The following is a 15,104-nucleotide window of genomic DNA, read 5'->3' as shown; positions in this document are numbered from 1 at the left end:
GCGCCGTTCGGCTGGGCTGGCTACGGCATCGACAAGTCGCATCACCGCTTCTACGGGGGCGCCGACCTGTAGGTTGCATGCTGCCCGATGGGCTGGTCGGCCATGCAAAACGCTCGGCTGGGGATATCCCAGCCGAGCGTCAGGTCGGCCTCGTGTTCATCACCGGTCGGCAGCGGTGTCGCCCCGACTTCGGAAATCCCCTGTGACGACTGGAACTTACGCGGCGACGATGGCGAGGCGGAGGTGAGCTTCGATATCGGTGGGTGAGCCGGTGTAGTGGAGTGTGCGCAGGCCGAGGTTGGCGGCGGCTTGGCAGTTGTCGGCACGGTCGTCGATGAAGAGGACGCGGCCGGGATCGTGAACTCCGGTCGCGGCGAGCGCGTTTCGGTAGGTGTCGGGGTGGGGTTTGTTCATGCCGAGCCGGGCCGAGTAGAGGGCGTCGGTCATCAGGGGGCGCCAGTCGGAGGCGTCGAGGGCATCGCTCACCGGGCGGGGTGCGTTGGAGAGCAGCACCATGGGGAGACCCGCCCGCCGGGCCCGGTGGAGGAGTGCGACGACGCGGGCGTCGGTCGAGGTCCACATAGCGGTGTCGACGGCACACAACCGGGTGAGCAGTTCCGGGTCCGGGCGGTGGCCGAGCACGGCGGTCCAGAAGTCCGCGTCGTCGAATTGGCCGGAATCGTAGGGTTCGCGGGCGCTCCAGAAAGCAGTCTGGAACAGTCCTAGCTGGTCGTCGTGCCATCCGGCGAGTTCGGCGAGGCCGCTCCACATAGGGACGGTGGGTTGCAGGCCGATGACGCCGTTGTAGTCGAAGATGACCGCGTCGAGTTCCGCGGGCTGGTGAGATAGTGCGGTTACCACCGGTTCTCCAGGGCTCGATGAGATAGGACAGCCACGCCTGCGGCGAGCAGGGCGGGCAGTATGAGGGCAGCGGGCAGGGCCGTCGCGGCGGCCAGGGCGCCGACGAGCGCCGGGCCTGCGAGGAGACCGAGATAGCCGGTCACGGCTACGGTGGCGACCGCGCGAGGACCACCCGCCCCGGCTGCGCTGAACAGGGAGGGAATCGTGACCGACAGTCCGAGACCGAAAATGGCCCAGCCGGCCAGCGCGAACGGCACACCGGTAATCGACAGGCCCGCAATGAGTCCGGCCGAAGCCAGAATCGCGCCCGCCCGAACAACTCTCGGCGCACCGAAGCGTGCGATGAGCCGATCACCGACGAGGCGGCCTGCGGCCATGGCCGCGCTGTATCCGGCGTACGCCGCGGCACCGACCGCGGGGGACGCCTCGAGCACGCTGAGATGGACTGCCGACCAATCGGCCGCAGCTCCTTCACCCAGCAGACATGCGGCGGCCAGCAAGCCCAACAGCCAGATCCGGGACCGGGACAGTTCGGGCGAACGCTCCCGCGTCACCGTTTCCACCGGAGTGAGGTCCGCGGATCCGACGCAGCGGGTAGCCGACGCCACCGCGGCCGTGGCCACGATCATCACGGCCGCGGTGACGCCGAAGATGTAGGTGTGCGAATCGTGTGCGGTGACAGCGGCGAGCACTGCCCCGCCCAGCGCGCCGAGACTGTAGGCCGCATGAAGGCTCGACATGATCGGGCGACCGTATGCCTCCTGGCACCGAACCGCCGCGGCGTTCGCCGCGACGTCCAGCACACCGTGCGCGGCACCGAAGAGCAGCGCCGCAACGGCGAGCGCGATCGGATTTCGGCAGGTACCGAGCAACGCGAGGCTTGCGGCGAGACCGAGTGCGCCGCCGGTCAACAGTTGTGAAAGCCGGGCGGGTTCGGCGAGGCGACCACCCACCTGGAGGCCGGCGACCATGCCGACCGCGGCGGCGAGCAGTATCGCGGCCAGCCCCGCGGTGTCCAATCCGGCGGAGGCCTGGACCGCCGGAATCCGGGTTCCCCAGACGGCCATCACGACGCCGAGTCCGGCGAAGTATCCCGTCAACAATCCACGACTCCGCACTACGGTGTCGGGTAGATCTCGCGCGCGTTCCAAAGCCGGCGCGAAGGTGCCAGTCATGAAATCTCCATGGGTGCCGCCGCCGACTTCGCCGTCGAGAACGGCCGCGAAATCGGCGGCAGGTGGGTATGACGATTCCCGCCTCTTTCCATGACGAAAGAGGCGTACAAACTGTGGATCAGTGGAAGGTTCCGCGAGTGGAAGACTGAGAGTGGCGCGCCACGCTGCGCGAACAAGCCAAAACCTACCAAGGGGTACGGAGAGCTACCACTTGGAAAAGGGCTCGGTGACGGGCTACACAAAGTGCTGTCCGAAGGTCTCACCGGCGTCGCAGCCGAGCCCGGTCACAGTCATCGAAGATCCGGATCGCGGGCCCCTCCGCTACCAGCGGGTTCGGGTTCTGAAACGTTGGGCCCCAACCGAAAAGGCGAGTGCTCGTGAAGAGCACTCGCCTCTGCGGGTGGGGCGCAACCCACGCGAATTCCGGCGTGGTTGCGCGGGTTCGGCGTTCGATCAGGCGGCGTCGAGGGCTGCGGTGATCTTGCGGGTCATGTCGGCCATGGTGGGGCTGGGCTGGCCTTTGTGGGCGCGGTTCGCTGCCTCGATGGCGACGCCGATGGTGCTGCGGAAGTTGTCGGCCTCGGCCGGATCCTGCTTCTGCAGCAGGATCATCGCGGCTGTCAGGGCGGGCAGCACGTGGTCGGCGAGCTCGGCGACAGACTTGCCGTTCAGCTCGATGTCCTTCGACTTCGCGGCGAGCACGTGCCCGACCGACCCGGTCGCCGACGACAGGGCGAGGGAGCCGGCGGTGGCGACCTTGTGGGGCGAGCCGGTGGCATCGGCGGCCACCAGCAGTGCGACAGCGCCGTACGCGGCGGTCCGCAGGGTGCTCTTGTCCTGGTCGGTGAGGGTGATGGACATGATGGTGTGCTCCTTCGAATCTGTTGTGGTGCAATCCGATCGAACGGATGGACGGTCGTCGACCGGCACCGTGCCGGTCGGGGAAGTGCTGTTCTTCGTCCTGGCAACCACTATCGGCGCCTCGCCTGACAACACCCTGACACCAGCCTGACACCGGCACGACCAGGCTGAACGCCGTGTCAGGGGCGTGACAGGCGGGTGACAGGGCGGGCGCCGATGGTGGTGGCATGAGTAATTCAGCGATCGCGGTGTCAGGGCTGCGAAAGACATATGGGGACAAGGTCGTGCTCGACGGCATCGATCTGGATGTCCGTGCGGGAACGGTCTTTTCCCTGCTCGGTCCGAATGGAGCGGGTAAGACGACGACGGTGAATGTGCTGAGCACATTGGCAAAAGCCGACGGCGGGTCGGTACGCGTCGCCGGCCACGACATCGCGACCGAGGCCAAGGCGGTGCGCGCGGCGATCGGGGTCACCGGCCAGTTCGCGGCGGTGGACGAGCTGCTGACGGGGTATGAGAACCTGCAGCTGATGGTGGACCTCCACGGGGTCTCCGACGAAGACGGCAAGCGGACCGTCGCGGAGCTGCTGGAACGCTTCGATCTGGTGGAGGCGGCGAAGAAGCCCGCGTCGACCTACTCCGGCGGTATGCGCCGCAAGCTCGACCTGGCGATGACGCTCATCGGCAACCCGCAGATCATCTTCCTTGACGAGCCGACGACGGGTCTGGATCCGCGCAGCCGTCGCACGATGTGGTCGATCATCCGCGACTTGGTGGCCGACGGCGTGACCATCTTCCTCACCACCCAGTACCTCGAGGAAGCCGATCAGCTCGCCGACCGGATCGCGGTGCTCGACCAGGGCCGCCTGGTCGCCCAGGGCACGCCCGACGACCTCAAGCGCCAGATCCCCGGGACGCACGTCCGGCTCCGATTCACCGACGTCTCCCAGCTCGACGCAGCCGCGCGTCTGTTCCCCGATACCACGCGGGACGACGAGGCACTGACCCTGCGGGTTCCCAGCGACGGCGGGACGAGATCGCTCCGGGCGCTGCTGGAACGGCTCGACGAGTACTCGCTCAGCGCCGAAGAGTTCTCCGTGCACACACCCGATCTCGACGATGTCTTCCTCGCCCTGACGGGCCACGCCACGGAGGTGGTAGCGAAATGAGTGCCAAGTCCCATTCGACGGTGATGCTGCGCCGCAACTTCAAACACATTGCCCGGAACCCGGTCTCGGTGTTCAACGCGGTCCTGATGCCGATCATCATCATGCTGATGTTCGTGTACATGTTCGGTGACGCGTTCAACGTCGGTGTCGACTACATCGACTACGCGACGCCGGGGCTGATGCTGCTGGCCGTGTGCTACGGGCTGGGGTCCACCGCGACGGCGGTGAACTCCGACATGACGACCGGCATCATCAACCGGTTCAAGGTCATGGACGTCTCCCGTGGCGCGGTGCTGAGCGGTCATGTCATCGCCACTGTGCTGACCAATCTGATCGCCATCGCCGCCCTGATCGGGGTGGCATTCCTGCTGGGATTCGATCCGTCGGCGAGTTTCGCCGACTGGCTCGGCGTGGCCGGCATCGTCGTGCTGCTCGGTTTCGCGGCCGCTTGGCTCACGGTCGCCTTGGGATTGTCGGCGAAGTCTCCGGAAACGGCGGGCATGGCCTCCGTGCCGCTGGTCATGCTGCCGTTCTTCAGCAGCGCGATCGTGCCTGCGGAGAAGATGGGGCCGGGCCTGCGGCAGTTCGCGGAATACCAGCCCTTCACGCCGATCATCGAAACCCTGCGCGGGTTGCTGAGCGGCTCGCCGGATACCGGCGATGCGGTCGCCGCCACCGCCTGGTGTGTCGGGATCGGGGTGGTCGGATACCTGTGGGCGCGTTCCACATTCAGCAAGCGAGCGTGACCGCGACCAACTCCTGCAGGCTCGCCTGCGCCCCCTCCCGCGTCGCCTCGGTGAACTTCGTGTCGCCGAGGCGATTTCGCGTGGCCTGTTCGATTCTGGCCACATCCGGTTGGGAACGATTCGCCAGACCGAGCACGCCCGCGCTCGCCGCGAGCAGCCGCGCGGCTTGCTCGTACTGTTGTTCGCGCAGCGCCAGATCCGCGATCCCGACGAGCACCCTGGCGATCAGGGGTGCGTGCCCCGCCTCGGACGCCGCCTGGAAGGCCGCGACGCGGTGTACGCGGGCCTCGTCGAGACCCTCGGCAAGGTAGCCGAGCAGATCCTGTTGCATGGTGCGGCCGATTGCCCGCTCGGCGGCATCACCCAGCATCGCCACGGCGACGTCGAGTTCCCGGTGTGCCTGCTCGGCATCGCCGTTCCAGCGCGCGAGTTCCGCCTTCGACAGCGCCAGTTCGGCAAGCACATTCGGCCAGGCGACTCGTTCCGCGGACCGCTGGGCCGCGGTCATGGCCGCCGCGCTCGACTCCTCGTCGCCCGACAGCCAGTACAGCTGGGCCTGTCGCGACCGCATCGGCACGACATCCTCGATGGCACCGATCTCCGTGACGACCGCGATCGCCTGTTCGTAATGCTCGCACGCACGGGCGAATTCGCCGCGCATGGCGATTCGATTCGCCAGCTCGGTCTGGGCGAACGAAATACCCCACCGTTCGCCGATCGCGCGAAACTCGGTCAGCGCCGTCTCGAGATAAGTGTCCGCGTCCCGGCCGCCGTGCCCGAGCTGGATCCGCAATTTGCCGAGCTGCAGCCGGCCAAGGGCACGGACCCAGGGGTCCTCGTCGACCAGCAGTGATTCCCACGCGGGCAGGAACGCGTCCGGCCCTTGCAACATGCGTTCCAGTGGGGTGGCGAACCTCAGCACCGGGTGATGGCCCCGAACCCGCCTGCTGAATTCGTAAGTTTTGCGGATCCACTCCTCCGCCTGGTACTGGTCGCTCTGCGGTCCGGAGATCAAGAACTGTACGACGAACGCGTAGGCCACGGCCCGGATCTCGTCGGGCACCTCGCCGGGCATGGCCGTGGCCGCCATGATCAGCTCGTTGCCCTCCGCCTTGTACCCGCCGAGCCACCAGTACCAACCCGCGGCCGCGGCGAGCCGCATCGCCCCGTCTGGCTCGCCGGCCGCGATCGCACCGCGCATCGCGGCGGCGAGATTGTCGTGCTCGGCCCCGAGCGTGGCGAGCCATTCCAGTTGCTCGGCGCGGCGCAGCTGCGGATCCGCGATTTCGGCGAGCTCGGTGAAATACGCGAGATGCGCACGACGCGCCGAATCCGATTCCCCCGCCTCCGCGAGACGCTGCTGGGCGTACTCCTTGATCGTGCCGAGCATTCGGTAGCGGGGCGCCCGGTCGCCCTCGGTGAGCACCAGCGATTTCTCGGTCAGCGCGGTCAGCAACTCGAGCACCTCACCCGTCTCGACCGCTGCGTCGCTCCCCGTGCCCCCGCAAACCCGCTCGGCTGCTTCCAGACTCGCGCCACCCGCGAATACCGAGAGCCTGCGCAGGACCACCTTTTCGGTGTCGGTGAGCAGCTCCCAGCTCCAGTCGATCACCGCGCGCAGCGTCCGGTGCCGCGGCAGCGCGGTACGGCTGCCGCCGGTCAGCAAGCGGAACCGGTCGTCGAGCCGATCGGCGAGCTGATCGAGCGACATGGTGCGCAACCTGGCCGCGGCGAGTTCGATGGCCAGTGGCATCCCGTCCAGCGCCCGGCAGACGCGCGCCAATGTCGACGAGGTGTGGGCGTCGGTCGCGAGGTCCTTGCGCACCGCACCGGCGCGGTCGCGCAGCAGCCGGACGGCCGGAGAGGACTCGATCTCGCCGGGGCCCGCGTCCCCCTTCGGCAAGGCCAGCGGCACGACCGGCCACAGCGCCTCGCCGGTGATGCCGAGGGATTCCCTGCTCGTCGCGAGGATCCGCAGCCGCCTGCACTCTCCGAGCACGCGATGGGCGAAGGTCGCCGCGGACTCGATCACGTGCTCGCAGTTGTCCAGAATCAGCAGCATCGTCCGCTCGCGGACCGCGGCGATGACCCGATCCGTCGGCTCCGCGTCCGGCGCCTCGCCGAGCAACGCATCCCGCAGTCCGAGCGCGGCGAGCGTCGCTTGCGCGACATCACCGTCGGCGCCGATGGCCGCGAGTTCGACCAGCCAGACCCCGTCCGGCAGGTCGCCGAGCAGTGTGCGCGCGGTTTCCGTGGCCAGTCTGGTCTTCCCCGAGCCGCCCGGCCCGATCAGGGTGGTGAGCCGATGTTCGGCGTTGAGTTCGCGGACCGCGGCGATATCGGAGTCCTTGCCGACGAAGCTGGTCAGCTCGGCACGCAAGTTGGTCTTCCGGTTCTCTTCCCGCCGTCCCAGCTCACCGCGCAGTAGCGCGACGTGCAATGCGGACAGCTCCGGCGAGGGGTCGACACCCAGCTCGTCGGCCAGTGTTTCTCTCGTGCGCTCGTACACGAGCAGCGCCTCGGTATCGCGACCGGTCGCGACGAGGGCACGCATCAATGCGGCGACAAGCCGTTCGCGCACCGGATGCGCGGCCACCGCGTCGGTCAGTTCCGTGACCAGCTCCGCACCGTGGCCGAGGCCGATCTCCGCATCGAACCGATCCTCCAAGGCAGTCAGGCGTAGCCCTTCGAGCCGGGTGACCGCCGCGTCGAACGCCGCACTCTCCTGCAGACCGACGTCCTGCATGGCCGCACCGCGCCACAAGGCGAGGGCCTCGCGCATCCGCTGCACCCCTCGCGAATCCTCGTCATTGCGGGCCTGGGCGACGAGGCGTTCGAACCGCACGGCGTCGACGGCGTCGGGTTCCACCCGCAACCGGTATCCGTCCGTCTGCCCCTCGACCGACCCGTCCGGCAGCACCTTCCGCAGCCGGGAAACCAGCTGTTGCAAGGCATTCGCCGCGTCGGAGGGCGGGCGTTCACCCCAGATCCAGTCGATGAGCGTCGCCTTCGGGACCGCGTGACCTGGTTCGAGGGCGAGCGCGATCAGCAGCCCGCGCAGCCGCGCGCCCGGCACGTCGGCGAAAGCACCGTCGTCCGTGCGAATCTCGAATGGTCCTAGTATCCCGATCTGCACCCGGCCGATCTTGCCACGGGCGATCTGCTGACGCGGCGCCGAATGTTGCCGCCGGCACCGGCCCCTGGGCTGGACTTTTCAGAAAACCAAGCCGCGCAGTGCCAGGAAGCGGATACCGCCGACCGCCGCCATGATGGCGATCACGGCGCCACCCTGTGCGAGCTCGCCGAGGCCCGGCGCCCAGAACTCGAGACCGGCCAGTGCCGCCGTGCTGATCAGCAGGCCGATCAGCGCCAGCCCGCCGCCCTCCCACTGTGCGGTGAACCAGCCGACCCGTCCGGCCGCGTGGAAGGTGAGCTGCCGGTGCAGTTCGTTCGCGATCACCGTGCTGACGATCGAGCCTGCGATATTGGCGACCAGCGGGCCGAACCCGTTCATGGCCATGAACAGCAGGACATAGGCGATGTTGCTGGAACCGCCGACCAGGGCGAAGCGGATCAGCTGGGCGAAGACGTGATCGCCGCGCAGATACGGCATCACGTGGGCGAGCCTGCCGAACCATTCGGTGAGCAGCATCGGAGAGGGGGCGGGACCGATGGTCAGATCGATGCCACCGAGGATCGTGTTGTCCCCGTATGCATTCCGCAGCCCGTACGCGGCAATTGCTGTGCTGTTCACACGAATACTGTCGCCAGCCCGGCTTACACCGGCCTGACGCCGGACTGACACTCACTGACACGGTGCTCGGCCTGGTCACGGCGAATATGGGCGACGAACGGGCGCCGGGCTGTGTATCGACGCAAGCATCGGGGTGTTCCCGAAGGCTCGTCGCGGAGGTGTTCTGCGGCGGGCAGGTCGGGCGGCTGAGGAGGCCCAGCTGTCTCGATGAATGGGCCGAGCACCGCGGACCGGACCGCGCTGAGTTCGGCGTGGTGGCCGTGACAGGTCTGTGTCAGGTCGGTATCAGCCGGGACGGCGACAGTTCTTCCGTGAACAGCACAGCAGCTTCCGGGCTGCGGAAGACGTACGGGGACAAGACCGTCCTCGATGGCAGGACGAGGGGTAGCTGATGGAACTCAGGGTGGACCGGGAGCGCTGCATCGGCGCAGGTATGTGTGTGCTGACCGCCCCCGGAGTGTTCGACCAGGACGCCGAGGACGGCCGGGTGGTGCCGCTGGACCCCGCACCCGCGCCCGAGCGAGAGCGGGCCGTCCTCGATGCCGCCCAGGTGTGCCCGTCCGGGGCGATCACCGCCGTCTCCGGCGACTAGCCCATGTCTCCGGCCTGTCGGCCGGGCAACGTATCCCTCTTATTCGAGTAGGAAATCCGATGAGCCAAACAGTTCCCATCCCGCACGGCCTCCCCATGGAGCGCAATGCGGGCCCGTTCGACCCGCCCCGCGAGATCACCCGGCTGCGCGAGGCTCGCCCGGTCAGTCCCATGGTCTTCCCCGACGGTCACGAGGGCTGGCTCGTCACCGGCTACGACGCGGTCCGTCAGCTCATGGCCGACACCCGGTTCAGCTCTCGCCAGGACATCGGCATCGTCCACGTGCCGTACGAGACCCCCGGCATGCCCGCCCCCACCGAACCGTCCCCGCAGATTCCGGGTCTGTTCATCGCCATGGACCCGCCGGACCACACCCGGCTGCGGCGCAAGCTCATCGGCGCGTTCACCGTCAAACGCATGAAGCAGCTCGAAGAGCACATCATCGAGATCGCCGAGCGGCAACTGGACGAGATGGCGCGCCTGACCCCGCCGGTCGACCTGGTCAAGGAGTTCGCGCTGCCGGTGCCGTCGCTGGTGATCTGCGAACTGCTCGGTGTCCCCTACGCGGACAGGGCGAACTTCCAGGTCAACTCCGCCAAGTTCTTGGTCAAGGACCAGTCGCTCGAGGAGAAGATGGCCGCGTACGGCGCCATGACCACCTACCTCGCCGAACTGGTCACGCGCAAACGTGCCGAACCCGGCGAGGACATACTGTCCGATCTGGCCCGCGATGACGACCTCAGCATCGAGGAGCTGATCGGCGTCGCGTTCCTGTTGCTGCTCGCGGGCCACGAGACCACCGCGAACATGCTGGCGCTCGGCACCTTCGCGCTCCTGGAGCACCCCGAGCAGCTGGCGGAACTGCATGCCGGCCCGGATCTGCTGCCCAATGCCGTCGAGGAACTCATGCGCTACCTGTCCGTTGCCGACATCTTCTACCGCTACGCCACGGAGGACATCGAACTCGGCGGTGAAACGATCCCCGAGGGATCGACCGTCGTCGTTTCGTTGCTGGCCGCGAACCGCGATCCCCAGCGCTTCGACAACCCCGACACCCTGGATGTCCACCGCAAAGCCCGCGGTCACCTGTCTTTCGGCCACGGCGTCCACCAATGCCTCGGACAGCAACTGGCCCGGATCGAGATGCGCGCCGGTTTCGACGGACTGCTGCGCCGCTTCCCGACCCTCGAACTCGCTGTCCCCGCCGGGGAGGTGAAACTCAGGACCGATATGAATATCTACGGCGTCCACGAATTGCCGGTCACCTGGACGGAAGCGGCCCGGTAGACCGTCGACCGGTAACGATGTGGCGCATTGGTGGGATGACTGTAGCGGCGGGATGTTCCACCAACCAATGAGAGGCGAGTGCCGACATATGTTGTCGCAAAAGAAGACTGGGACGAGAACCAAGTTCGCCAGGGTGGCGGTGGCCGCTACCGCGTTGACGGCCGCCGTGTTGTCTGGAGCCGGGACGGCGGCTGCCGACGGCGGGATCGTCACCACCTGCCGGGGCATGAGCCCCAATATCGTCGACTTCCCGTACTCCGGTCAGGTCGTTGTCGGGCAGTACAACTCGCCGGGGCGCGCCTACTTCACCATGCACTCCGGTGGCAGCATCTGGGGTGGGTACGGGACGCAGGTCACGCTCAACTGGACCAATCTGAACACCGGCGCTTCGGGTTCGGAGACGCAAAGCGGCACAGTCGGGTTCGTGATCGGCAACGGCAGCACGATGCACTTCGGCCCGCACACCGGACCCGGCACGGTCCGCACTGATTTCACGGTCGTCAACACCGGATTCGTGCCGCAGACGATCACCTGCTCCGGGACCGCCGAAGTCTGGTAGACATCCCGCAAGCTCCACGCACGCGAAGGCGGCTCATGCTCACGTGAGCATGAGCCGCTCTCGTTTCGAGCGTGCTCGGTCGTGATCTCGACGAGAAGATCCGTGCGGCCGTTTGCGTCAATGAACCGTCAATAGGTGACGGGGCTGGTGCGCGTTCCTCAGCGCAGCGGACCGGCCGCAATGTGGCATTCGCCGAGATGCGTTGCTTCCCAACGCATGTCAGGGACTCGCAAAATCGGCGTCGGGCATCTTCTCGCCGCTGCCCGCCGGGTGCCATTCTCTGAAACCGGTTCATCGGTGGAAGGGGCATGCGTGGCAACGAAGGTCGGGCAGTCGCCGGGGCAGTTGCGCCGCGCCGCAGGGGCGATGGGGGATCTGCGGGATCGGGTGAACGGGATACTCACCACCCTGGAAACGTCCCTGGCGGCGAAGGGGGCGGCCTGGGGCGGAGACGGATACGGCACTGCTTTCGCCGACGGTCCTGAGGGGTATGTGGCGGCACGCGAGAACCTCACCGAGGGACTCGGCAACACGGCCAAGACGCTGGACTCGTACTCCGACGGACAGTACAAGGCAGCGACGCTACTCGCACGTACGGACAAGCGTTCGGGCGAGGGCATTCGGTAGCACGTGTCCATCGACATCCCCGGCGAGCTGCAATGGCTCGGCTGGATCGCCGGCTCGGACTGGCCGGACGGCGACGAAGACAAGATGTGGGAGATCGCCGACGACTGGCGCAAGGCCGCCACCGACATCAGTGATCTTCTCCCGGATCTGGACGCGGCCAGGAAAGCGACCATCGCGGCGTACCCGTGGGGCGACGGCATCGAAGCGATCGTCGAGGCACTGGACAAGCTGGACCGCGGCCCGGAATCGCTGGAGCGGCTTGCCGAAGTTCTCGGCCTGGTGGCGGAATCCTCGGATGCGCTCGCCACCGAGATCGAGTACACGAAGCTTCTCATCATCAGCTCGCTGGCCATGTTGGCCATCGAACTCGCTCTGGCAGTGGGTTTTCCGCCTACCGCGCCAGCGGTCGAGGCGATAGCCATCCTTACGACCCGCACCGCAATAAGGGTCCTCGCTGACCGGGCGGTCACCGCCATCTCGCAACTCACGCTCGAGACGGCTATAGCCGCCGTCACCAAATTCCTGGCGAAGCACGTCGCCCTCAGCACGGTGCTCGGCGCGGGACAGGACGCGGCGATCCAGGCGTATCAGGTCGGGGCGGGCACTCGCGACAAGATGGACTGGAAACGCGTCGGCACCACCGCCTATTCCGCTGGCTTCGCGGGTGCGGTCGCCGGGCCTGTCGGTGGATGGATGGCCAAAGGGGCCGCGAAAGTTCCCTTGCCCGGTGGTCGTTGGGGCAACGCGTTCAAGGGCGCGGTCGTCGGTGCGGGAGCCGGCGTGATCGGTGCCGCTGCCGCGCAGGGAATCGGCAACGCGTTCAACGGTGGGAGCTTGAATCCGCTCGACTGGGGGGATCCGCTCTGGCTCACCAGTGGCGCGGCCTTCGGTGCGGGTACCGGCGGCATCAAGGGATTTCGCCATCGGGCGGCGGCTGGTGGTCCCGGCATAGCTCGGTTCCGCGCCGCGGATCCGGCGCAGTTCGGTACCGGGGGCGACGGGAGCTCACTATTTCAGGCACCTCGGAACGCGGGCGAAACCGGTTCGGGGACAACCTCCGGCGACCCTGCGAGCCCGTCGTCGACACCTGAGGGCCAGTCGAACTCTGGGACGACCGAGCGAAATCCTTCGAGCGGTGGCTCGGCAGGGGAGGTGAACGGGACTCGCGCAGGATCTTCGACGGGTGCGGGTCCCCGTGGCGCGGATCCGTCGCACGCCGGCGGTGGTGATAGCGGTGTTGTTTCGTCGAGCACGGGGACCCGTGGTGTGGATCCGGCGCATGCGGGTGGTGGTGAGCGTGGTGGCACCGAGTCCGGTAGTCGTGGGGTCGATCCGTCGCATGCCGGTGGTGAGCGTGGTGGCACGCCGGAAACTGGAACCCGCGGGGATGATTCGTCCACGGTCGGTGCCGACGGGCCGGACGGCGTCTCGTCGGAGAGCGGTGCTGGGGAGCGCAGTGGCGAGCCTGGCAACCGCACTCCTGGCGGCGAGGCGCCGGGCAAGGACAACACCGGTGCCGAAGGGCGAGGAAGCGAGGGTCGCTCTAACACCCCGGAAGGCGAGGGAACGTCGGAGAGCGTTCCGCCACGTTCCGGTGCGGACGAATCGCGAGTCGAATCGGAGGCGGGAAACACTGAGGCAAGCGCTGCCGGCGGTGACACCATGCACAGCAGCTCGGTGCAAGAAGCCGGTACGCCTTCCTCCGAGCCGCAGGGCAACCAAGGTGCCGCCGGGGTCGAGCCGAATTCCGGTGCACGCGAGGGAGTAACGCAACCCCCTGCATCGACGTCGGGAGTGTCGTCGGAGTCCACGACGGGTCCACAGAGCGCCGCACCCGGTCCCGGCGCAGGCGATGGCAGCCAGCCGCGCCCCGCGTCTGGTTCGGAGGGGCGCACGAGCGCTGGCGATGGAAGCCAACCGCGCCCAGGGGCCGGTTCGGAGGGTCGCACTCCTGCTTCGAGCGCTGGAGATGGCAGCAGGCCGCGCCCGATGTCCGGTCTGGACGGGCGCGCTCCCGCTCCGAGTGCTGGTGACGGCATCCAGCCGCGTCCGGCGTCTGGTTCGGACGGGCGCGCACCCGCTTCCGAGACACGAAACGGCATTCGGCCGCAACCCGCGACTCCCGCGAACACACCCGATTCGTCCGCGCCGCGCGCAGGAAGCAGAGAAAACCGCCTAGCCGTCCCCGAATCGCGCGCGAGCACACCGGAAGGCAGCCGGTCGGCTCTCACCAACGGCTCACCGGTGGAGGCATCGTCAACCAGGAAGGACGCCGCATCCGCGCCCGAAGCGGAAGTCGGCGCGCGTCCGGCCGAAGCGCCGGGACCGAAAGAGCCTGCGGCATCGTCCAGTGCGCCACGTCCGACCACGGAGGGGGAGCCGCAGGGCGGGGATGGGCCGACGCCCGATGCGGGGCAGGCCCATGAGGGGCGGCAGTCGCCCGACGGAGTCGATTCGGTTCGGGACAGGTTGCGGCAGTTGGGCGTCGATCCGGACGGGATGAGCCCGGAACAGTTGCGACAAGCCGGCGAGGAAGCGCTGACCCGGAAAGTCGACGAGTTCGCGGAGAAGACGGCCGCGCTCGAGGCAGCGGGACTGCGGCCCAACGAGTTCGCCGCCGAGCGCAGGAACCTGCAACGCCAGTTCGACGAGTTCATCGCTCTGCGACGGGAACTGCGAGCGGACTTCGAGAAGTTGGGACGCAACTCGGAACCGACCACCGCAACCGATCCGAACCAGGCGACGGAGAAGGGACCGAAAAAGCAGCCGAGCCAGTCGAAACCGGAAGGCGACGAGACATCCGAGCCTGGTTCCACACCGGAACGCCCAGCGGTGCCCCAGCAGCCCACCAACGAGGCTCCACCGACACCGCACGGTACGGCCCCGGCGGGCGAACAGGCCGGTCAGGGCGGCAACTCGTCGCAGGGCGAGCAGGCACCGGTCCAGGAACCGAAATCCCACGGTCCATTCGACACGACCTCGAAGATCCCGTACACCCCAAGGTATTTCGGCGTGTCAGCGATCCCGAAATACGAGGCCACCGCCCCACCTGCCGACTCGGTCTGGGAGCCCGAGCCGGAGCCGGAGCCGGAGCCTGAGCCCGAGCCGGAGCCTGAGCCGGAGCCGGAGCCTGAGCCGGAGCCTGAGCCGGAGCCGGAGCCGGAGCCGGAGCCGGAGCCTGAGCCTGAGCCGGAGCCTGAGCCGGAGCCTGAGCCGGAGCCGGAACCGGAGCCCGAGCCGGAGCCGGAACCGGAGCCCGAGCCAGAGCCGGAACCGGAGCCCGAGCCGGAGCCCGAGCCGGAGCCCGAGCCGGAACCGGAGCCCGAGCCCGAGCCCGAGCCCGAACCGGAACCCGAACCCGAGCCGGAACCGGAACCGGAACCGGAACCCGAGCCCGAGCCCGAGCCCGAACCGGAGCCCGAACCGGAACCGGAACCGGAACCGGAGCCCGAGCCCGAGCCCGAACCGGAGCCC

12 protein-coding genes and 2 pseudogenes are annotated in these 15,104 nt (G+C 67.9%); 9 read left to right on the top strand and 5 right to left on the bottom strand.

The window, feature by feature from the left end; all coding sequences use genetic code 11:
• Nucleotides 1-216: 216 nt before the first annotated feature.
• The 3 genes from NL1_RS28190 to NL1_RS28180 all read right to left on the bottom strand — a co-directional run bounded on the left by NL1_RS28190 (nt 217) and on the right by NL1_RS28180 (nt 2,897).
• Entirely contained in the window at nt 217-861 is a 645-nt protein-coding gene (locus tag NL1_RS28190; RefSeq protein ID WP_067845409.1) for an HAD family hydrolase, read from the bottom strand.
• Entirely contained in the window at nt 855-2,036 is a 1,182-nt protein-coding gene (locus tag NL1_RS28185; RefSeq protein WP_067845408.1) for an MFS transporter, read from the bottom strand. Before NL1_RS28185 ends, NL1_RS28190 begins: the two co-directional genes overlap by 7 nt.
• Before the next feature lie 453 nt (nt 2,037-2,489).
• Nucleotides 2,490-2,897, bottom strand: a complete 408-nt coding sequence (locus NL1_RS28180; RefSeq protein WP_067845406.1) for a hypothetical protein — start codon at nt 2,895-2,897, stop codon at nt 2,490-2,492.
• Here NL1_RS28180 and NL1_RS37895 point away from each other — a divergent pair.
• The 3 genes from NL1_RS37895 (at nt 2,890) to NL1_RS28170 (ending at nt 4,812) form a co-directional block, all read left to right on the top strand.
• Nucleotides 2,890-3,048: a hypothetical protein gene (locus NL1_RS37895; protein WP_156095089.1), complete on the top strand. Its 159-nt coding sequence runs from the start codon at nt 2,890-2,892 to the stop codon at nt 3,046-3,048. The two genes, NL1_RS28180 and NL1_RS37895, sit on opposite strands and share 8 nt — an antisense overlap.
• Before the next feature lie 76 nt (nt 3,049-3,124).
• Nucleotides 3,125-4,066: an ATP-binding cassette domain-containing protein gene (locus NL1_RS28175; RefSeq protein ID WP_067845404.1), complete on the top strand. Its 942-nt coding sequence runs from the start codon at nt 3,125-3,127 to the stop codon at nt 4,064-4,066.
• The gene (locus NL1_RS28170) at nt 4,063-4,812 is read left to right on the top strand and encodes an ABC transporter permease (protein ID WP_067845403.1); all 750 of its coding nucleotides are present in this window, start codon (nt 4,063-4,065) and stop codon (nt 4,810-4,812) included. Before NL1_RS28175 ends, NL1_RS28170 begins: the two co-directional genes overlap by 4 nt.
• Here the strand turns inward: NL1_RS28170 and NL1_RS28165 are convergent.
• Nucleotides 4,796-7,948, bottom strand: coding sequence for an ATP-binding protein (locus NL1_RS28165; protein ID WP_067845402.1), 3,153 nt, complete (start codon nt 7,946-7,948; stop codon nt 4,796-4,798). The genes NL1_RS28170 and NL1_RS28165 overlap by 17 nt on opposite strands.
• A 78-nt stretch (nt 7,949-8,026) precedes the next feature.
• The gene (locus NL1_RS28160; RefSeq protein ID WP_067845443.1) at nt 8,027-8,464 is read right to left on the bottom strand and encodes a GtrA family protein; all 438 of its coding nucleotides are present in this window, start codon (nt 8,462-8,464) and stop codon (nt 8,027-8,029) included.
• A 493-nt stretch (nt 8,465-8,957) separates the two neighbouring features.
• Here NL1_RS28160 and NL1_RS28150 point away from each other — a divergent pair, with 493 nt between their 5' ends.
• The 6 genes and pseudogenes from NL1_RS28150 to NL1_RS39100 form a co-directional block, all read left to right on the top strand.
• A complete protein-coding gene (locus tag NL1_RS28150) occupies nt 8,958-9,158 on the top strand; it encodes a ferredoxin (protein WP_067845399.1) in 201 nt (66 codons plus the stop codon).
• 59 nt (nt 9,159-9,217) lie between these two features.
• On the top strand, nt 9,218-10,444 hold the full coding sequence (locus tag NL1_RS28145) for a cytochrome P450 (RefSeq protein WP_067845397.1): 1,227 nt from the start codon (nt 9,218-9,220) through the stop codon (nt 10,442-10,444).
• Nucleotides 10,445-10,577: 133 nt separating this feature from the next.
• Complete coding sequence (locus NL1_RS28140; protein WP_156095088.1) at nt 10,578-11,003, top strand: hypothetical protein; 426 nt, start codon at nt 10,578-10,580, stop codon at nt 11,001-11,003.
• A gap of 312 nt (nt 11,004-11,315) precedes the next feature.
• Complete coding sequence (locus NL1_RS28135) at nt 11,316-11,630, top strand: WXG100 family type VII secretion target (RefSeq protein WP_067845395.1); 315 nt, start codon at nt 11,316-11,318, stop codon at nt 11,628-11,630.
• Between the two features lie 84 nt (nt 11,631-11,714).
• A pseudogene (locus tag NL1_RS40450) lies at nt 11,715-12,014 on the top strand (WXG100-like domain-containing protein); the annotation flags it as partial.
• Between the two features lie 2,094 nt (nt 12,015-14,108).
• Nucleotides 14,109-15,104 (top strand): annotated as a pseudogene (locus tag NL1_RS39100) (hypothetical protein); the annotation flags it as partial.

It is taken from the genome of Nocardia lijiangensis NBRC 108240 (assembly GCF_001613045.1).
GTDB lineage: Bacteria > Actinomycetota > Actinomycetes > Mycobacteriales > Mycobacteriaceae > Nocardia > Nocardia lijiangensis.
Note: the sequence above shows the minus strand (reverse complement) of the source record. Positions and strands in the feature narration are given on the sequence as shown.